Consider the following 18,247-nt stretch of genomic DNA (forward strand, 5'->3'; position numbering starts at 1 on the left):
CAACCGGATGCAACGTGACGCACCGTCATGCAACGTTGCGCGGCCTACCTTCGACGCAAAGCCCGCAGCAGTGCAGCTGCCCGTCGAAGGAGACGCACATGACCATCGTCGAAGAGACCGTATCCACCGCCTACGCAGCGCCCGGCACCGACGGCGCCGTTGCGCAATACCGCCCGCGGTACGGGCACTACATCGGCGGCGAGTTCGTGGAACCCGTCAAGGGCCAGTACTTCGAGAACGTGAGTCCGGTCAACGGCAAGCCGTTCACCGAGGTCGCCCGCGGCACGGTGGAAGACATCGATCGCGCCGTCGAGGTCGCGTGGCAGGCATTCGCCGGATGGGGCAGGACGAGCCCCGCCGAGCGCAGCATCGTGCTCAACAGGATCGCCGACCGCATGGAGCAGCATCTCGAGGAGATCGCGGTCGCCGAGACCTGGGAGAACGGCAAGCCGGTCCGCGAGACCCTGGCCGCCGACATCCCGCTCGCCGTGGACCATTTCCGGTACTTCGCCGGCGTGCTGCGCGGGCAGGAGGGCACGCTCAGCCAGCTCGACGAGAACACGGTCGCGTACCACTTCCAGGAGCCGCTCGGAGTGGTCGGTCAGATCATCCCGTGGAACTTCCCGATCCTCATGGCGGTGTGGAAGCTCGCGCCAGCGCTCGCCGCAGGCAACTGCATCGTCTTGAAGCCGGCGGAGCAGACGCCGGCATCCATCCTGTTCCTGTTCGAGATCATCGGCGACCTGCTGCCGGCCGGTGTCGTCAACATCGTGAACGGCTTCGGCATCGAGGCGGGCGCCCCGCTCGCGCAGCACAAGAAGATCCGCAAGATCGCGTTCACGGGCGAGACCACGACCGGCCGCCTGATCATGCAGTACGCCTCGCAGAACCTGATCCCGGTCACGCTGGAGCTCGGAGGGAAGTCCCCGAACGTGTTCTTCGAGGATGTCGCCCGCTCGACGGACGACGCCTTCTACGACAAGGCGCTCGAGGGCTTCGCCATGTTCGCGCTGAATCAGGGCGAGGTCTGCACCTGCCCGTCGCGTGCGCTCATCCAGCGTTCGATCTACGACGGTTTCCTCGCTGACGGTCTCGACCGCGTCGGCAAGATCGTCCAGGGCAACCCGCTCGACTTGACCACGATGATCGGCGCGCAGGCGTCGAACGATCAACTGGAGAAGATCCTCAGTTACATCGACATCGGCAAGCAGGGCGGGGCGAAGCTGCTCACCGGTGGAGAGCGCGCCGATCTCGGAGGAGATCTCAGCGAGGGCTTCTACGTCACCCCGACCGTCTTCGAGGGCACGAACGACATGCGCATCTTCCAGGAGGAGATCTTCGGGCCGGTGCTCGCCGTGACGAGCTTCGACGGCTACGACGACGCGATCGACATCGCCAACGACACCCTGTACGGCCTGGGATCCGGCGTCTGGACGCGCAGCGGCGACACCGCGTACCGCGCGGGACGTGCCATTCAGGCGGGTCGCGTGTGGACGAACACCTACCACCAGTACCCGGCGCACGCCGCGTTCGGCGGGTACAAGCAGTCCGGCATCGGGCGGGAGAATCACCTGAAGATGCTCGATCACTACCAGCAGACGAAGAACCTCCTCGTGTCGTACGCCGAGGGCCCCATGGGCTTCTTCTGAACCGACTGAACAGATTTCGGGCGGGCGCCGCCGCTGGCGCCCGCCCGAAAGCCACGTGAGGAGCACGACATGGTCAGCATCGGCACCTACCAGCGGGTCGACGTGACGGATGCCGCGGCATCCCTGCTTCGTGAGCTCACCGTGCAGCACGGCCCGCTGATGTTCCATCAGTCCGGCGGATGCTGCGATGGCTCGAGCCCGATGTGCTATCCGATCGGGATGTTCATCACCGGGCCGAGCGATGTGCTGCTCGGCGAGATCGACGCCGGGCTGGATGCTCGGATCGAGGTGTACATGTCCGAATCGCAGTTCGAATACTGGAAGTACACGCACCTGACCATCGACGTCGTGCCGGGTCGTGGTGCGGGGTTCAGCGTGGAGGGTCCGACCGGGATGCGCTTCCTCATCCGCTCCCGCATGCTGAACGACGCGGAGCTGGAGTACTTCGGGCTGGGTTGAGCTCGGGCCGCAGCCTCAGTGAGCGAGTTCGGCGAGCACCGCGCCTCGAAGCCAGGCGCCGTAGCGCTCGTCGGTCCAGCCGGACTGAACGACCAGCTGCTGATAGCTCTCGGGCGACAGCAGGAACGAGAGCACGTCGGCCGTGGCATCCGGATCGATGAGATCCGTCGCGATGCCGCGGCGCACGAACTCCGACACCAGCAGACGGAAGTCGGCCGCGCGGTGCTCGAGGATGTTCCGCAGCGCCTCGTCGACGACCCGATCGGAGGATGCGGCGCCGAGCAGCACGGACCACAGCGCGTGGCCGCGGGAGTTGGCCGTCGTGATCTGAGCGAGGACGGCATCGAGGAAGACGTCGTCCGGCAGTTCCATGACCCCGGCGCCGACTTCGGTGTCGGCGAGGGACTCAGCAGACTCCGACCCGGAGAAGGTGACCTCGAACGCGGCGATCAGCAGCTCGGCCTTCGCCGCGGCCGCCTTGACCGTCTCTGCTGAGACGCCCGCATCGCGCGCTATGGCCGCGATCGTGGTGGCCTGATAGCCCTGCGTGGCGAACAGCCGGGCGGATGCCGCGACGATACGGGCCCGCGTCTCCTTGGCCTGTCGTGCTCGCAGCTCGGATCGATAGGCGCGGGGCACGGCATCCGTCATTGACTTTCCTCACGGGGTGATGAATACTACGGGAGTACATTCAATCTTAGGGAAAGAACCCGCCATGTCCAGTTACCTCATCACGTGCACGCCGGCGCACGGTCATGTCATGCCGCTGCTGCAGATCACCCGTCATCTGATCGCGCGCGGCCATGAGGTCGGCTTCCTCACGAGTCCTCGGTACGCGGCAGAGGTCTCGGCCGCCGGCGCGCGCTTCATCGCCCTGCCGACGGAGGCCGACGTGGACCTGGACGATGCGAATTCCGCATTCCCGGACCGGATCGGGCTCACGGGCCCTGCAGCCCTGCGATTCGACATGAGCAATCTGTTCGTACGGCCGGGTGCGGCGCAGCTGGGGGCGGTTCGGGCCGAACTCGCCGAGCGGAGTATCGACGCCGTGCTCACCGAGCCGCTGTTCGTCGGGGGAGCGCTGCTGCAGCTGCTGCCGCAGCGCGAACGTCCGCCGGTCGTGGTGCTGGGGATCTTCCCGCTGGGTGCCCGCAGTCGAGACGCCGCTCCGTTCGGCCTGGGCGTGACCCCGATGCCAGGGCCGATCGGCCGGATCCGCAACGCGGTGCTGCGCACGATCGCCGAACAGGTGGTCTTCGGCGGCATCCAACGCGAAGCGGATGACATGGCCCGACGCGAGGTCGGCCGGGAACTCGGCGGGTTCGTGCTCGACTGGGCGGGGCGCGCCGACGCCTATGTGCAGTTCACCGTGCCCGAATTCGAGTACCCCCGCTCCGATCTGCCCTCGACCGTGCACTTCGCCGGGCCGCTGCCGTCGCCGAAGTCCGAACGGACGCTGCCCGCCTGGTGGTCGGACCTCGACGGCTCGAGGCCTGTCGTGCACGTCACTCAGGGGACGATCGCGAACTCGGACTTCGGGCAGATCGTGATGCCGACGATCACCGCGCTCGCCGCATCCGACGTACTCGTGGTCGTCTCGACCGGCGGGCGTCCGGTGGAGGCGCTGCCTGCGGACCTGCCCGCCAACGTACGCGTCGCCGACTATCTTCCGTACGATCGCCTGCTTCCTCTGGTCGATGTGATGGTGACCAACGGCGGGTACGGCGGAGTGCAGCAGGCGCTGGCGCACGGCGTGCCGATCGTCGTGGCCGGTCAGACCGAGGACAAGGTCGAGGTGTCGGCGAGGGTCGGATGGACGGGGGCAGGGGTGAACCTGCGAGCGAGCACCGTCACCCCTGAGCAGGTCGGACGCGCCGTGGGGAAGGTGCTGAAGGATCCGACCTATCGCGCGAACGCCGAGCGGATCGGATCGGCGATGCGCGAAACCGATGCGTTGAGCACGCTCGGAGATGTGCTCGACGCGTCGTCGCGAGGGTGGGTCGCGGCCGGATGATGGTGCGCTCACCTGCCGCGTCGGTCACGGCTTCGGAGTCGGCGTGATCCCGTCGATCGGAGCATCGGTCGGTGAGGGTGTCGGCGACGGCGTGAGGAGGCCGGGTGCGCGCAGGAACGGTGCCGCCGCATCCCTGACCGTCGACGTGCGGACCTTGCTGGTGTTCGGATCGACCCTGCCCTCCTTGAGCGGATAGATGTTCCAGACCTCGGCCTCACGGGCGTCGCGGAACGGTACGCGGACAGGGTTGTCGCCGTCCCACCCGAAGCCCTGCCACGTGCCGTCGACGCCCTCCTCGATCGTTCCCCCGAACAGGTTCAGGGGCGTTCCTTGGTCGGTGTAGAGCTGCACGCGCTCGATGAGCTCGCCGTTCTCGTCGTACGCGAAGATGTTGCCGACCTGAACCCCGTCGAGCAGGAGACCGGGCTGTTGGTAGGCGCCGTTGTCGACGTACTCGACCCGCGGAATCAGAACCGAGGCGAGGGCGAACGGCAGCGCGAGCACCGCGATCACGCTGGCCACGGTGCGCATGTGCCGCAGCGCGTTCCGAGGCAGCCAGCGGTCGCGACCCCACTGCACGCTGACGATGATCATCGCGAGCAGAATGAGCCATCCGAACAGAGTGTCCGGCAGGACCGATCCAGTGCCGCCGAACGACGGCGACCCGAACAGTGCATGCGCGACCCCGTAGATTCCGAAGCCTCGCAGCACCCACCAGACCGGACGCAGAGCGACGAGCAGGTCGAGCAGCCACACACTGAAGGCGTTGCGGCGGATGCTGTCGGCGATGTACCCGAGGCGTCGGGACACTCTCGCGCGCACGGTCTCGTGCTTCACGGCATCCGACCGGTCAGGCAGACCGGCAGCCGACCGCAGCTCTGCGGCGTAGGCGGACGGATCACCGAGCTCGAGTACTCCGCCGCCGTCGGCGGCCTGCTCGGCGAGGTCGGCGGTGAGTCCGACGATGATGTCATCGAGCTCGTCGGCGGGAAGGTCGTCGAGGTGCGTGCGCACGGCGTCGGCGAAGGCGCGGATGCGCTCATCGAGCGAGGTCTCAAGGCTGTTCATCACTTCTCTCCGATTGCGTTGGGTTCTGTGCGCGCTGCTGCGAGCAACCCGGTCATGGCGTTGGCGAAGTCCGTCCAGCTCGCCTTCTGCGCGTCGAGCGACTTCACGCCCTGGGGGTTGATCGCGTAGTACTTCCGATGCGGGCCACCGTCGGAGGGGACGACGTAACTCGACAGCGAGCCGGCGGCGTAGAGCCGGCGCAGCGTGCCGTACACAGATGCGTCGCCGACGTCACCGAGACCGGCATCCCGGAGGCGACGCACGATGTCGTATCCATAGCCGTCCTCCTGGCGGAGCACGGCCAGCACCGCCACGTCGAGCACGCCCTTGAGTAATTGAGTCGTGTCCATCGGCGCTCCTTCTGCCTCTACTTCGATGCATCGCACACTACCACGCACTGCACAGTACCGCGGGAAAGGCGGCAGAGAGCGAATCGACCCGTGTCGCGCTCTCGGTGCCAGTGCCGGCACCGAGGGAATACTCCTGCATCACGATTGGTTGCACCTGCAAGTAAATACGTCCGCAGAGGAGACACCATGACCGCGACCCCCACAGACCGTACGTTGAATGCGCAGACCGCGATGGATGCCGTCACCCTTCGCGTCGGCGACCTCGAGACCATGTCGTCGTACTACACGAACGCCCTCGCGCTCGACCCGATCGAGGAGCGCAGCCGCGGCACCGAGGTGCACCGCGTACTCGGCCGCGGCACGACGCCGATGGTGCGACTCGTCTTGACTCCTGGCCTCCCGGCCGTCGACCCCCGTCAGGCCGGCCTGTTCCACACCGCCTTCCTGTTCGACGATGCCCCCGCACTCGCCGCCACCGTGCTCCGCGCCGCGCAGGACAATCGCGGACACTTCGCCGGATCCAGCGACCACCTCGTCAGCGAGGCGTTCTACTTCACCGACCCCGAGGGCAACGGCATCGAGCTGTACGTCGACCGCGCCCGCGACGAGTGGCAGTACGTGAACGGCGAGCTGCAGATGTCGACTCTGCATCTCGACCCGAACGCCTATCTTCAGCAGCACCTCCGCGAGGATGTCATCGAATCCGTGGCGAAGCAGGCGGGAACCGTCGGCCACGTGCATCTGCAGGTCGGCGACATCGCCACCGCCCGCGAGTTCTACGTCGATGCCCTCGGCTTCGAGACCACCGTCGCCACCTACCCGGGCGCCTTGTTCGCCTCGGCCGGTGGCTACCACCACCACGTCGCCATGAACACCTGGAACAGCTCGGGTGCCGGCCCGCGGGGCTCGCAACTCGGCCTCGGCGACGTCGCCATCACCGTGCCCGACCGCGAAGACCTCGATGCGCTTGTCACCCGCCTCAAGGCACGCGGACTGCAGTTCGCCGACGACGGCCGAGCCGTCACCATCGCCGACCCGTGGAACACGCAGGTCACGATCGCCCTGCCCGGCGCCGACGTCGACGAGGTGCTGGGACGATGACTCTGAAAGCCGTGAACCTGAACGCCATCGCCTCCGAGAACTTCCCCGGCGACGTCCCGGCCGTCGCCCTCTTCCTGCACGGGTACGGCTCGAATGAACGCGACCTCACCGCCCTGGCGTCCGCTCTTCCCGACGGACTGCCGTGGGCCTCGCTTCGAGCGCCGATCGAGGTGATGCCGGGCGGTTACGCGTGGTTCCGGATCGTGACGCCAGGGCATCCTGACGCAGACGCTCTGGATGCCGCGACCGCCGCGATCTGGTCGTGGGTAGACGCCGCGGTGCCGAACGGAACGCGGATCGTGCCGATCGGCTTCTCGCAGGGCGGCCTCATGGCCACGCAGCTGCTGCGCACCGCGCCGGAGCGCGTGCTCGCGCCGGTGGTCCTCGGCGGATTCGTCGCGAGCGGTGAGCAGCCGGCGGATGCTGCGCTGCGCGACGCGCGCCCGGCGATGTTCCTCGGCCGCGGGGCTGAGGACCAGGTGATCGCGCCCGCAGCTGTGGAGCGCACCGACGCCTGGGCGCCCGGACACACCACCCTCGACGCCCGCCAGTACCCCGGCCTCGGCCACGGCATCAACCAGGAGGAGCTGGCCGACGTGCAGGCGTTCCTGGCCCTGCAGCTCTCGCACGACCAGTCTCAGGCGGCCGGGCCTGTTTCACTCGCGGAGCCGACGCTGTGACCTTCGAGATCGGCATCTTCACCTTCGGCGAGCTGAGCCGCACCCCGGGCGGCCGGTTCACCGACCCCTCCGCGCGTCTCGAGCAGCTTCTGGAGTGGGCGCGCGTCGCCGACCAGGCGGGCCTCGACGTGTTCGGCGTCGGCGAGCACCACCGTCCCGACTTCGCGGTCTCGTCGCCGCAGATGGTCCTCGCCGCCGCGGCCCGTGAGACCGAGAGCATCCGCCTGACGAGCACCGTCACGGTGCTCTCGAGCGCCGACCCCGTGCGACTGCACGAGGAGTTCGCGACGCTCGACCTGCTCAGCGGCGGCCGCGCAGAGATCACGGCTGGTCGCGGCGCCTACGTCGAGTCGTTTCCTCTGTTCGGTCAGGATCTGCAGCGCTACGACGAGTACTTCGACGACCGGCTCGATCTTCTGCTCGCTGCCCGCGAGAGCGGCGAGCTCACCTGGTCGGGAACGACTCGGGCTCCGCTCCGGGATGCCGGCGTCTACCCGCGCCCGCAGCAGGAGAAGCTACCGGTGTGGATCGCGGTCGGCGGCACTGCGGCATCCGCTGCCCGGGCAGGATCCCTCGGGCTGCCGATGTACCTTGCGATCCTTGGTGCCCCGACGCGATTCCGCGGGCTCGCCGCTCTGCACCGCGAGTCCGCCGCCGCGGCGGGCCACGAGGCGCCGCAGCTGGGCGTGACCTCGCACTTCCACGCCGGCGAGACCACGCAGGCCGCACGCGACGCATTCTTCCCGCACTACGCCGCGTACTTCGCCGAGAACATGCCGCGCGGCGGGCACCTCGACCGCGAAACCCTCGACACCTGGGCGAACCCCGGCGGAGCGCTGTTCGCCGGCAGCCCCGCCGAGATCGTCGACAAGATCCTGTGGGAGAACGAGATGCTCGGCCACACGCGCTTCCTCGCGCAGGTCGGCCTCGGCGGTATCAGCCAGCGCGACACCCTGCGCTCGATCGAGCTTCTCGCGACCGAGGTGCTGCCCGCAGTTCGCAAGGCGCTCGCGTAACGCCCCCCGAGTGTCGTCTGCCGGCGCGTCACCCGTATGTCGCCCGCGCGCCACAGCCGCGAGACGGGTGCTACGCGAGCACCCGCAGGAAGATCCACCCCACGGCGAACAGCGCGACGACCAGGATCGCGACCCACGGCCCGCTCCGCTTCAGCCGACGCCCCTGCCTGGCCACCCCTGGCGGCGGCGTCAGCATCCCGGCGGGGGGCGCGAACGGCAGCGTATTCGATCCGGCCATCGGCGCACCGCCGGTCATCCCGGCATCCGCCTGGTCGCCGGCGACGGCGGAAGAGTAGGGGCGGCCCTGCTCTTCGAGCAGGCGGTCATCTCGCCACCTGGCCCACTGGTCGAACTTCGTGATGAGAGCACCGACAGCGCCGAACAGCCACGCCCACGTGTTCGGGTCGAGCGTCGACGCCTCGCGCTTCGTGTAGAGGAAGAGCCAGTCGTCGACGATCTCGACGTCGAGCTGCGCTGCATTGTCGATGAAGCGCGCCATGATGTCGGGCGTGAACAGATACAGGGCATCCTGCTCGTAGCCCGCCGGGCAGTACAGCGTGAAGTACTTGTCGAAGTCCCCCTCGAGCGAGAGCCTCTGCTCCTTCTGGAAAGATGCCGGAAGGTTCGTGCCGAACACCGCGTTGTTGCCGAGGGCGTCGAGCACGATGTTGGGCAGCGGCACATCGAGTTTGACGGCGACGTAGCCCCACTTGTGAGTCGTCGAGTTCTTACCCGAACCGGTCGTGTACTGGTAGTTGCCGAACTCGACGAAACGGGGGCTGTGCCCGCGGACGAGCTGATCAGCCTTGCGCGCCCGACCGAGAGTGAAGATCATGCCGGGCAGCGGCGGATCGTCGACGTCACCTGCGTAGGTCATGTTGTTCGCGGCGGCGAAACGACTGAGGCGATAGTTCGCGATTCTGCGGTTGCGGAATGAGAACCAGACCAGCAGCCCTCCGCCGATCACGATCACCGCGATGATCACGACGGGCAACAGCATGAAGAGCGGCCCGCCTCGACTGATACCGGCCATGAGCAACGACACGGTGGGGATCAGGATGGTCAGGAACACCAGTGAGATGAACGACGCGACGACGATCGTGATGACCTTCGTCGCGGACGTCGACGAGGCGCTTCCTGCCCGCGCTGCGGCGCTGAAGGCGCGCACCGCACGCGGGTCGACAGGCTCGGTGAGGGCGCGGGCGTCGAAGCTCAGCGGTTGAGGAGAGGGCATGCTCACCCGCCTACGCTAACCCGGGCGCGCGCCACAACCGTGCACCTCTCGAACATGTGGGGGCGTCACTCGCCGTTCACCCCGACGCCACCAGACCGCAAGGTGCGAATGCGACGATTCCGGACGCCATCCACCCACCGGGAGCCCAGTGCGCACACCGCTCGTCACCGTCATCCTTCCCGCGAAGGATGCTGCGCCCTACATCGGCACGACCCTCGAGACGCTGCTGCGCCAGTTCGACGATCCGGCCTCGCTGAAGCTCGTCGCGGTGGATGACGGATCCAGTGACGGCACCGGCGATCGGATGCGCGGCTACGCCGAGCGGTTCGCGCACGCCGAGGTGCTCGTCAATCCACGACCGGTCGGGCTGGCGAGCGCACGGAATCAGGGGCTCGCGCACGTCGAGGGCGATGCGTTCTGCTTCATCGACGGCGACGACTGGATGCAGCCGCGCCGCCTGCAGGTGCTCGCCTCGAGGCTGCGCGAACTCGGATGCGACTTCCTCCGCACCGACCACGTGCGCGTCACCGGATCCGCACGCAGGGTCGTGCGCGCCCCCTTCGCCTGGCGCGGCGCCGTCGCATCGCCACGCGACGCGATCCTTCCCGCCGATGACACGACGATGGTCGATTACCCGTACGCGTGGGCGGGCATGTTCCACCGGCGCATCCTCGACCAGGGCCTCGCCGCGTTCCCCGATGGTCTCTTCACCGCCGAGGACCGCCCATGGATCTGGCGGCTGCACCTGCAGGCGTCGTCATTCGCCGTCGTCGATGCGCCGACCCTGCTCTACCGCCGCGGCATCGCGACCTCGCTCACCCAGGTGCGAGATCGGCGCCAGCTCGACTTCCCGCGCGCGCTCGCGCAGGTGGTGCAGATCGTGGAGCAGGATGCCGAGGCAGACCTCTTCATGCCGAAAGTGGTTCGTACGGCCCTCGCGCTGAGCTCGCATCACATCGTGCGGTCCCGGCGTATGGCCCCGTCGCTGCGGCGCGAGATGCGCGGCAGCATCCGCGACCTGCTCACCACCCTCCAACCGGCAGACGTCGCGCATGCGCTCGACCGCCTGGAGGGATCCAAGCGACGCGTGCTCGCGCGGACTCTGCGTGAGGCGGGACACGCGAGATGACCCAGCTCTTCGTCCTGCACAGCGCGTACGGACTCACGACGGCGGCAGCCGCACTCGACGAGGGGATCATCGAAGCGGGGCAGGAGCGCGTGCTCGTACCCGTGAACTCCGCGCGGATACCCGAGACGAGCCTCGCGATCCACGAGCAGCCGAACCTGCGGTCGCTGTGCGCGCGCTTCGACCGCATCGAGCCTCTCGACGAGATCCTGTCGCCGCGGCATCCGAGCTCCTGGCATCCGGTCGCAGCTGATCTTCCGATCCTGAACCGCCTCCTGGCGCGCGCCTGGAACCTCGACGACGATCTGGAACTGTTCGTGCAGAGTCCGCAGGTCGCCCCCGCGCGCACCCTGCTCTCGCTGTTCCCCAATGCGAGCATCACTGTCATCGGCGACGGACTGATGACGTATTCGCCGATGCGCGTGAAGCTGCCGCGCACCGTCGTCGAACGGGTCGGCCGCGTCGTGTACGCCGACGTCGTACCCGGCGTCGAGCCGCTCGTGTTCGGTGCGGCGAGGCCGACTCCGCCGCGCGAGACCGAGCCGGGCATGCCACGTCTCGTGCCGCAGGCTCGGTCTCGTGGCGGCGCCGGTGGTGCAGAGCGGATGCCGGTGCCCCCGGCCGCGTTCCGCAAGGTGCTGCTGGAGACCACTGCAGCAGACCCGCAGCTCGACGCGCTCGCCGACGGCACACCGACCGCGCTGGTGCTCGGACAGTACCTGTCCGCCCTCGGCCTCGTATCGGCCGCGGAGGAGATCGCGATGCAGTGCGACATGATCGATCGGGCGGCGGCGTGGCATCCGCGGCGCATCGTGTTCAAGCCGCATCCGTCCGCACCGTCGCTGGTCACCGACGCCGTGCGGGAACGAGCCGAGAGCCACGGGGCCGAGTTCGTCGAGTACCGCGGCGTCGAGTCGGCCGAGCTCGTCGCAGAACGCCTGGATGTCGCCGGTGTCGTCGCGGGGTTCTCGACCGCGCTCCCGACGGTGCAGGCGCTGTTCGGCCGGCCCGTCGCGTCGTCCGGCACGCAGACGGTGCTGCGCAGGCTCACCCCGTATGAGAACAGCAACCGCGTGCCGGCCACGATCGTCGACGCGCTCACACGTACGGACGACCGCTACCGTGACCCGGCGCAACTGCAGCTGCTGATCGACGCCGTCGGGTATGCGATGCAGCCGAAGATCGCCGCGCACCTGCGGCCTCGGGCCGAAGAGCTGCTCAGCCGGCTCGATCAGCCAGAGCGAGACCGCTACTTCGCTCGGAAACGGCTCATCGAGCTCCGGCTGCCCGGCGCGCCCGCCGAGCCGATCGTGCGTCGTGCACTGCGCTCGGTCGGGGGGGTGGGCAGGGCCGAGGAGATCCGGTTGACGATCAAGGGTGCGCGCCGCCGCGCCGCACGGGTATGGAAGGTGGCGCGCGGGCTATGACCTCATCACAAGAAGTGCCGACCCTTCGACAAGCTCAGGGACCGTCTCCGGCTGAGGGATCGTCTCCAGCTCAGGGATCGTCTCCGGCTGAGGGACCGTCTCCGGCTCAGGGATCGTCTCCGGCTCAGGGATCGTCTCCGGCTCAGGGTTCGTCTCCGGCTGAGGGATCGTCTCCGGCTGAGGGACCGATTCGCCACGAGGCCCGATCGCTGAGCCTGTCGAAGCGGGAGGAACCCTTCGGCGGCCTCACCGTCGCGGTCATCCCGGCGCGCGGCGGATCGAAGGGAGTTCCGCGCAAGAACCTCCGCCGCGTCGGCGGCATCCCGCTCATCCAGCGCGCAGCGCGGGCGGCTGCAGCCGCCGAGCTGGTCGACCTGGTCGTGGTCTCGACCGACGACGACGAGATCGCCGAACTCAGCATCGCGGCAGGGGCGCGCGTCATCCGCCGTCCTGCCGAGATCTCGGGCGACACCGCGTCATCCGAGAGTGCCGTGCTGCACGTGCTCGACGCGCTGGAAGACGCGGGCGAGCTGGTGGATGTCGTCGTCTTCATCCAGGCGACGTCGCCGTTCATCCCCAGTGACCGCATCGACGTCGCAGTCGACGGGGTGCGCTCGGGCCGATACGACAGCATGTTCTCGGCGTACGAGACGTACGGCTTCCTCTGGCGGCGTGCCGACTCCGGCGGCGGCGCCGGCTCCGGCTCCGGCGGCGACGGCGACGGCGACGCTGCCGCTGAGGCGATCAACCACGACGCCGCCCACCGCCCCCGCCGCCAGGACCGCGAACCGCACTACCTCGAGACCGGCGCCTTCTACGTGTTCCAGGCGGGCGGCTTCCGCCGGGCCAGGCATCGCTTCTTCGGCCGGATCGGGATCGTCGAGGTCCCTGAGCTGACGGCGATCGAGATCGACGACGAGCAGCAGCTCGCCGCGGCATCCGCTCTCGCCCCACTCGTGGACCAGTGCGAGAGCATCGCGGTCACGGCCGTCGTCACCGACTTCGACGGCGTGCACACCGACGACACCGCCATGGTCGACGCTGAAGGCCGCGAGCAGGTGCGTGTCAGCAGAGAGGACGGGATGGGAGTCGCGCGGCTCAGGCGTGCCGGCATCCCGATGCTCATCCTCTCCACCGAGGTCAATCCGGTCGTCAGGGCCAGAGCCGACAAGCTCCGCGTTCCGGTGCTGCACGGCGTCGACGACAAAGAAGAGGCGCTCGCCGCATGGGCCGCCGAGAACGACATCGCCCTCGCCGACATCGCGTATCTCGGCAACGACGTCAACGACCTGCCGGCCATGCGCATCGTGGGCTGGCCCGTTGCGGTCGCGAACGCGCATCCCGAGGTACGCGCTGCGGCGAGGGTCGTGCTGTCGAAGTCGGGCGGGCAAGGCGCGGTGCGCGAGCTCATCGAGCGCGTTCTGACAGCCGACCGGCCCCGGTAACCGCGGGTTCGCGTGATGTTCACAGTCGCGGCGTACTCAGGAATGAGGGGTACGACGACCGGAGGAGCACCATGACTGTCAGCATCGGATCACGTGTCATCGGAGGCGGTCGACCCGCCTACGTCATCGCTGAGATCGGCCTGAACCACAACGGCGATGTAGACATCGCCAAGCGACTCATCGACGTCGCGGCGGAGGCCGGCGCTGACGCGGTGAAGTTCCAGAAGCGCACCCCCGAGATCGCCACTCCCGAGCACATGCGCGACGTGCCGCGAGAGACGCCGTGGGGCACCATGACCTACCTCGACTACCGCCGCCGCGTCGAGTTCGGCCGCGATGAGTACGTGGAGGTCGGCGACCACGCCACGCTGCGCGGGCTCGACTGGTTCGCATCGCCGTGGGACGTGCCCAGCGTCGCATTCCTGGAAGACCTGAACGTCGTCGCGCACAAGGTCGCCTCGGCCAGCGTCACCGACCTCGAACTGCTCACCGCACTGCGCGAGACGGGCAAGCCCATCATCCTCTCGTCCGGCATGTCGACGATCGAGCAGATCGATCGCGCGCTCGAGACCCTCGGCACCGACCGGGTCGTGCTCATGCACGCGACGTCGACGTATCCGATGGAGCCGGAGGAGGCCAACCTCCGCGTCATCACGACGCTCCGCGACCGCTACCCCGGTGTGCCGATCGGATACTCCGGACACGAGCGCGGACTGCAGATCTCGCTCGCGGCCATAGCGCTCGGCGCAGTGGCCGTCGAACGGCACATCACGCTCGATCGCACCATGTGGGGATCCGACCACGCCGCATCGCTCGAGCCGACAGGACTCTCGCACCTCGTGCGTGACATCCGCGTGATCGAGACGGCACTCGGCGACGGCGTCAAGCGCGTCTTCCCCGGCGAGCAGGCCCCCATGGCGAAGCTGCGTCGCGTTCCGGCATGAGCATGAGCACGGTTGTGAGCACGGCCGAGTTGCGCGTCGTCGCGATCGCCGACGCCGATTCCTTCGTGAAGTGGTCGGCGTCGCTGCTGTCGGGTGTCGGGGGCATCCGCCGACACATGCTGCTGGTGCGCACCCCGCTCACGGTGAGCGCCGCCCAGGAACAGACGGCCCTCACGGGTACGAGCTTCACGGCTGCGGACACCACGCGGCTCGGCTTCGACGAGGTGCACGGATGGCTGAGGGGACACCAGCCGGACGTGGTCGTGCTCTCCGGACGTGGACCGTTCGTGCGGCTGATCGCACGCCAGATCGACCGGCTGGAGAACCGGCCGGTCGTGGTGAGCGGGCTTCCGGGCATGTCGATCCCGGCGCAGCGCGGTGCGCTCGAGTACCGGCGCGAGAGCGATCTGATGGTCGTGCACTCGCACCGTGAGGAGCGCGCCTTCGCTGAGCTCGGCCGCCGCATCGGCATCCAGGTGCCGACCGCGCTCGCTGTCCTTCCCTTCGCGCAGATGGCGCCGGATGCTGTCACAGCAGGGTCGGTTCGCGTCTCGCAGCGCGAACTGGTCGGTGCGTCGACGGGTGGCGCCTCACGGGCCGCGCGCGCGGTCGCCGCGCAGGCCGCCGCGCCGATCGCAGGACAGGGTGGCACGGATCTCGTGTTCGCCGCCCAGGCACTGGTTCCGGCGGCGCGGCATGAGCGCGAGCAGATCGCCGAGATGCTGCGCCTTGCGGCTGTCGCGGATCCGGCCAAGCGCGTCGTCGTCAAGCTGCGCTCGCGCCCTGGCGAGGCCGAGGCTCATCTGGAGCGTGATGCCTACGCCGATCTGCTCTCCGACCGACCGGGCAACCTCGTCATCTCGCACGAACCGATGTCGACGGCGCTCGCACGTGCCGAGGGACTGGTGACCGTCAGCTCGACCGCGGCGATCGAGGCGCTCGCGCAGAAGGTCCCCGTCATCGCGCTCGACACATTCGGCGTGCACAAGGCCCTGCTCAACACGGTGTTCACCGGCAGCGGGCTGCTGGGCGGGGCCGAGGAGGTCGTCGGACGCAGGTTCCGGCATCCGCTCGCCGGCTGGCAGCGCGACAACTACTTCCATCCGGAATCGCACACGAACTGGTGGCGCTGCGTCGAGGAACTCGTCGCGCTGCGCCGCGAAGGGCGCCTGCGCGCGAAGGTCGTGCCGACCGGTCGCGGCGGTGCCCTCCACGCCGCGTGGCACCGCAAGAGCGTGCTCGCGGGCGAGGATCGTTCGCTGCTCGGAGGTGTCGCGCTGGGCATCGGTGCACCGCTCGTGAACGGCATCCTGTCGATGCGCCGGGCGCGCGGCAAGGCCGGGGAGGACACGTGGTCGGACGCCACGACCGACTACACGCTCGAGCCGACGCCGCATCACGACCCGATCCGCCGCTGAGGCCGGACCGTTCGCCGGCGGTTGTCTGAACGTTTTCGTGGGGTCCTGGCCGGGGAGCTGTTGCCGGAAGAGTTTCGCGGGTCGAGGTGCATCTGAAGCCGGGAAACTCTTCTGGCACGTGCGCGAGGGGTGGGGCTTCGCGGATGCGAGCATGAAGGCGAAGATCTTCCTCGAGCCGGATGCTGAGGTGGCGCGCCTTGCCGTCGATCTGCAGATCGCCGCCACCGCGCTTCGGTACAGCACGGACGGCCGGCGCGTGAGCGTGGTGCACTACGACGCCGACTTCGAAAGCATCGCCGCCATCGAGCCGGCATTCGTGCATCGCTGGGTGGTCTCGCGGGGGTCGGTCGATTGATGCTGTTCGCGACACGCCCGCGCCTCCGCTAGACTGTCCAGGTTGTCTGTCTTCTGCGTGCATCCTGCGCGCACGGCCGGGCACGTGCACACACCCTCCTGCTTTCGGGAAATGCCCGGAAGCCGTTCTAGTCCGAAGGAGGTGGGTAAGTGACGCACCAGTACGAACTCATGGTCATTCTGACCCCCGAGATCGACGAGCGCCAGGTAGCCCCTACGCTCGACAAGTTCCTGAAGGTCATCACCAACGATGGTGGCTCGATTGACAAGGTCGACATCTGGGGCAAGCGCCGTCTTGCATACGAGATCCAGAAGAAGAACGAGGGCATCTACGCCGTCGTCAACTTCACCGCGACGAGCGCTGCCACGCAGGAACTCGACCGCCAGCTGGGCCTGAACGAGCAGATCATGCGCACCAAGGTTCTTCGCTCAGAAGAAGCTCAGGCGATGGTCGCTTTCGAAGCCAAGCGCTCCGAGGAGAAGGCAGCCCGCAAGGCTGCCAAGGCAGCGAAGGCCTAAGGCTCATGGCCGGCGAAACCGTCATCACCGTGGTGGGAAACCTCACGGCCGACCCCGAGCTGCGTTACACGCAGAACGGGCTGCCGGTGGCGAACTTCACCATCGCATCGACGCCGCGAACCTTCGACCGTCAGGCGAACGAGTGGAAGGACGGCGATGCGCTGTTCCTCCGTGCGTCCGTGTGGCGCGAGTTCGCCGAGCACGTGGCGGGTTCACTGACGAAGGGCATGCGTGTTGTCGCGCAGGGTCGTCTTCGCCAGCGCTCCTACCAGGACCGTGAGGGCAACAACCGCACGGCCATCGAGCTCGAGGTCGACGAGATCGGCCCGTCCCTGCGATACGCGACGGCACAGGTCACCCGTGCCGCTTCCGGCGGTGCCGGTGGCGGCGGTGGAGGACAGCGCCCCGCGCAGCAGCAGCAGGTGTCGGAGGAGCCGTGGTCAACGCCCGGTTCCTCGACCAGCGCAGATGCCTGGAGCACTCCTGGCAGCTTCGGCGACGACACCCCCTTCTAAACTCCGTTTCGATCCCTGAGCCTGTCGAAGGGTCGAAGCACACATCTTAAGGAATAACCATGGCTGGAAAGTCGAGCGGCGACCGCCGCAAGCCGCGGAAGGGTGGCAAGCCCACCGCTCCCGCGAAGTCGATCCGGGTCGGCGTCATTGACTACAAGGACGTCGCAACCCTTCGCAAGTTCGTCTCGGAGCGCGGCAAGATCCGCGCCCGTCGTATCACCGGTGTTTCGGTGCAGGAGCAGCGTCTGATCGCCACGGCGATCAAGAACGCACGCGAGATGGCACTCCTGCCTTACGCCGGCGCTGGCCGCTAAGGGGTATCGACATGGCAAAGCTGATTCTCACGAATGAGGTCGCCGGGCTCGGAAGCGCCGGCGACGTGGTCGAGGTCAAGAACGGGTACGCCCGTAACTACCTCATCCCCCAGGGCTTCGCTACGGCGTGGACCCGTGGTGGCGCAAAGCAGGTCGAGTCGATCCAGGCCGCACGCAAGTCGCGTGCGATCCACGATCGCGACGAGGCCGTTGCTCTCAAGGACAAGATCGAGGACACGAAGGTCCGCCTGGCCGTCAAGGCCGGCGGCGCCGGACGCCTGTTCGGTTCGGTCAAGACCGAGCACGTGGCGAACGCTGTCGAGGCTGCCGGTCTCGGCACGATCGACAAGCGCAAGGTGACCATCACCTCGCCGATCAAGTCGACCGGTGACCACGAGGCGACCGTGCGTCTGCACGAAGACGTCGTGGCCGTCATCACCCTCCAGGTCGTCGCGGCCAAGTAGTCCGCAACACCTTTCGGAACGCCCTCTGTCCTTCGGGACAGGGGGCGTTCTGCGTTCCTGCGACGATGATCCGGATGCCGTGTGCGTGCGGCGCCGGCATGATGGCAGCGCGATCCGGCAGGTCGACGGCTCCTGTTGAGGACGTCGACC

The 18,247-nt window shown here is 68.1% G+C and carries 20 protein-coding genes; 16 read left to right on the forward strand and 4 right to left on the reverse strand.

Translation table 11 applies throughout. The features are described 5' to 3' along the window. Window positions 1–98: 98 nt before the first annotated feature. Together exaC and JF52_RS0107290 are read left to right on the forward strand one after the other, a co-directional pair. Window positions 99–1,649 carry an acetaldehyde dehydrogenase ExaC gene (gene exaC / locus JF52_RS0107285; RefSeq protein WP_033105612.1) on the forward strand — a complete coding sequence of 517 codons (1,551 nt, stop codon included), beginning with the start codon at window positions 99–101 and terminating at the stop codon, window positions 1,647–1,649. A 69-nt stretch (window positions 1,650–1,718) separates the two neighbouring features. Continuing rightward, complete coding sequence (locus JF52_RS0107290; RefSeq protein WP_033105613.1) at window positions 1,719–2,108, forward strand: DUF779 domain-containing protein; 390 nt, start codon at window positions 1,719–1,721, stop codon at window positions 2,106–2,108. A gap of 15 nt (window positions 2,109–2,123) precedes the next feature. Here JF52_RS0107290 and JF52_RS0107295 read toward each other — a convergent pair whose 3' ends face one another. Then, a complete protein-coding gene (locus tag JF52_RS0107295; protein WP_033105614.1) occupies window positions 2,124–2,759 on the reverse strand; it encodes a TetR/AcrR family transcriptional regulator in 636 nt (211 codons plus the stop codon). A 64-nt stretch (window positions 2,760–2,823) separates the two neighbouring features. On the opposite strand from JF52_RS0107295, the gene JF52_RS0107300 reads away from it, so the two are divergent. Then, window positions 2,824–4,122: a glycosyltransferase gene (locus tag JF52_RS0107300; RefSeq protein WP_033105615.1), complete on the forward strand. Its 1,299-nt coding sequence runs from the start codon at window positions 2,824–2,826 to the stop codon at window positions 4,120–4,122. A gap of 24 nt (window positions 4,123–4,146) precedes the next feature. Here the strand turns inward: JF52_RS0107300 and JF52_RS0107305 are convergent, their stop codons facing one another. Both JF52_RS0107305 and JF52_RS0107310 read right to left on the reverse strand, forming a co-directional pair. Beyond that, complete coding sequence (locus JF52_RS0107305) at window positions 4,147–5,190, reverse strand: DUF1700 domain-containing protein (RefSeq protein ID WP_052166826.1); 1,044 nt, start codon at window positions 5,188–5,190, stop codon at window positions 4,147–4,149. Continuing rightward, window positions 5,190–5,540, reverse strand: coding sequence for a PadR family transcriptional regulator (locus tag JF52_RS0107310; protein ID WP_033105616.1), 351 nt, complete (start codon window positions 5,538–5,540; stop codon window positions 5,190–5,192). Before JF52_RS0107310 ends, JF52_RS0107305 begins: the two co-directional genes overlap by 1 nt. Window positions 5,541–5,726: 186 nt before the next feature. On the opposite strand from JF52_RS0107310, the gene JF52_RS0107315 reads away from it, so the two are divergent. Genes JF52_RS0107315 through JF52_RS0107325 form a run of 3 tightly spaced genes read left to right on the forward strand, consistent with a single transcriptional unit; the run spans window position 5,727 to window position 8,337 of the window. Beyond that, window positions 5,727–6,641, forward strand: coding sequence for a VOC family protein (locus JF52_RS0107315; protein ID WP_052166827.1), 915 nt, complete (start codon window positions 5,727–5,729; stop codon window positions 6,639–6,641). Next, window positions 6,638–7,321: an alpha/beta hydrolase gene (locus JF52_RS0107320; protein WP_033105618.1), complete on the forward strand. Its 684-nt coding sequence runs from the start codon at window positions 6,638–6,640 to the stop codon at window positions 7,319–7,321. The genes JF52_RS0107315 and JF52_RS0107320 overlap by 4 nt, the downstream gene beginning before the upstream one ends. After that, the gene (locus JF52_RS0107325) at window positions 7,318–8,337 is read left to right on the forward strand and encodes an LLM class flavin-dependent oxidoreductase (protein WP_033105619.1); all 1,020 of its coding nucleotides are present in this window, start codon (window positions 7,318–7,320) and stop codon (window positions 8,335–8,337) included. The genes JF52_RS0107320 and JF52_RS0107325 overlap by 4 nt, the downstream gene beginning before the upstream one ends. A gap of 70 nt (window positions 8,338–8,407) precedes the next feature. Here the strand turns inward: JF52_RS0107325 and JF52_RS0107330 are convergent, their stop codons facing one another. Further along, window positions 8,408–9,571 (reverse strand): hypothetical protein, encoded by a 1,164-nt coding sequence (locus JF52_RS0107330; RefSeq protein ID WP_033105620.1) that lies wholly within the window; start codon window positions 9,569–9,571, stop codon window positions 8,408–8,410. A gap of 148 nt (window positions 9,572–9,719) precedes the next feature. Here JF52_RS0107330 and JF52_RS0107335 point away from each other — a divergent pair, with 148 nt between their 5' ends. From JF52_RS0107335 to rplI, 10 genes are all read left to right on the forward strand, one after another. Beyond that, window positions 9,720–10,700, forward strand: a complete 981-nt coding sequence (locus JF52_RS0107335; RefSeq protein ID WP_033105621.1) for a glycosyltransferase family 2 protein — start codon at window positions 9,720–9,722, stop codon at window positions 10,698–10,700. Continuing rightward, window positions 10,697–12,124: a polysialyltransferase family glycosyltransferase gene (locus JF52_RS0107340; protein WP_033105622.1), complete on the forward strand. Its 1,428-nt coding sequence runs from the start codon at window positions 10,697–10,699 to the stop codon at window positions 12,122–12,124. Before JF52_RS0107335 ends, JF52_RS0107340 begins: the two co-directional genes overlap by 4 nt. Next, window positions 12,121–13,569 carry an acylneuraminate cytidylyltransferase gene (locus JF52_RS0107345; RefSeq protein WP_084595669.1) on the forward strand — a complete coding sequence of 483 codons (1,449 nt, stop codon included), beginning with the start codon at window positions 12,121–12,123 and terminating at the stop codon, window positions 13,567–13,569. The genes JF52_RS0107340 and JF52_RS0107345 overlap by 4 nt, the downstream gene beginning before the upstream one ends. A gap of 71 nt (window positions 13,570–13,640) precedes the next feature. Next, window positions 13,641–14,513: an N-acetylneuraminate synthase family protein gene (locus JF52_RS0107350; protein ID WP_033105623.1), complete on the forward strand. Its 873-nt coding sequence runs from the start codon at window positions 13,641–13,643 to the stop codon at window positions 14,511–14,513. Further along, window positions 14,510–15,931 carry a DUF6716 putative glycosyltransferase gene (locus JF52_RS0107355; protein ID WP_152594836.1) on the forward strand — a complete coding sequence of 474 codons (1,422 nt, stop codon included), beginning with the start codon at window positions 14,510–14,512 and terminating at the stop codon, window positions 15,929–15,931. Before JF52_RS0107350 ends, JF52_RS0107355 begins: the two co-directional genes overlap by 4 nt. Before the next feature lie 151 nt (window positions 15,932–16,082). After that, complete coding sequence (locus tag JF52_RS0107360; RefSeq protein ID WP_152594837.1) at window positions 16,083–16,286, forward strand: PIN domain-containing protein; 204 nt, start codon at window positions 16,083–16,085, stop codon at window positions 16,284–16,286. A gap of 149 nt (window positions 16,287–16,435) precedes the next feature. After that, a complete protein-coding gene (rpsF, locus tag JF52_RS0107365; protein ID WP_033105626.1) occupies window positions 16,436–16,804 on the forward strand; it encodes a 30S ribosomal protein S6 in 369 nt (122 codons plus the stop codon). A gap of 5 nt (window positions 16,805–16,809) precedes the next feature. After that, window positions 16,810–17,319, forward strand: coding sequence for a single-stranded DNA-binding protein (locus JF52_RS0107370; protein ID WP_033105627.1), 510 nt, complete (start codon window positions 16,810–16,812; stop codon window positions 17,317–17,319). Window positions 17,320–17,378: 59 nt separating this feature from the next. Further along, window positions 17,379–17,633 (forward strand): 30S ribosomal protein S18, encoded by a 255-nt coding sequence (rpsR, locus tag JF52_RS0107375; RefSeq protein WP_017829850.1) that lies wholly within the window; start codon window positions 17,379–17,381, stop codon window positions 17,631–17,633. An 11-nt stretch (window positions 17,634–17,644) separates the two neighbouring features. Continuing rightward, window positions 17,645–18,097: a 50S ribosomal protein L9 gene (gene rplI / locus JF52_RS0107380; RefSeq protein ID WP_033105628.1), complete on the forward strand. Its 453-nt coding sequence runs from the start codon at window positions 17,645–17,647 to the stop codon at window positions 18,095–18,097. Window positions 18,098–18,247: the final 150 nt, after the last annotated feature.

Source organism: Microbacterium profundi, from assembly GCF_000763375.1.
Lineage (GTDB): Bacteria > Actinomycetota > Actinomycetes > Actinomycetales > Microbacteriaceae > Microbacterium > Microbacterium profundi.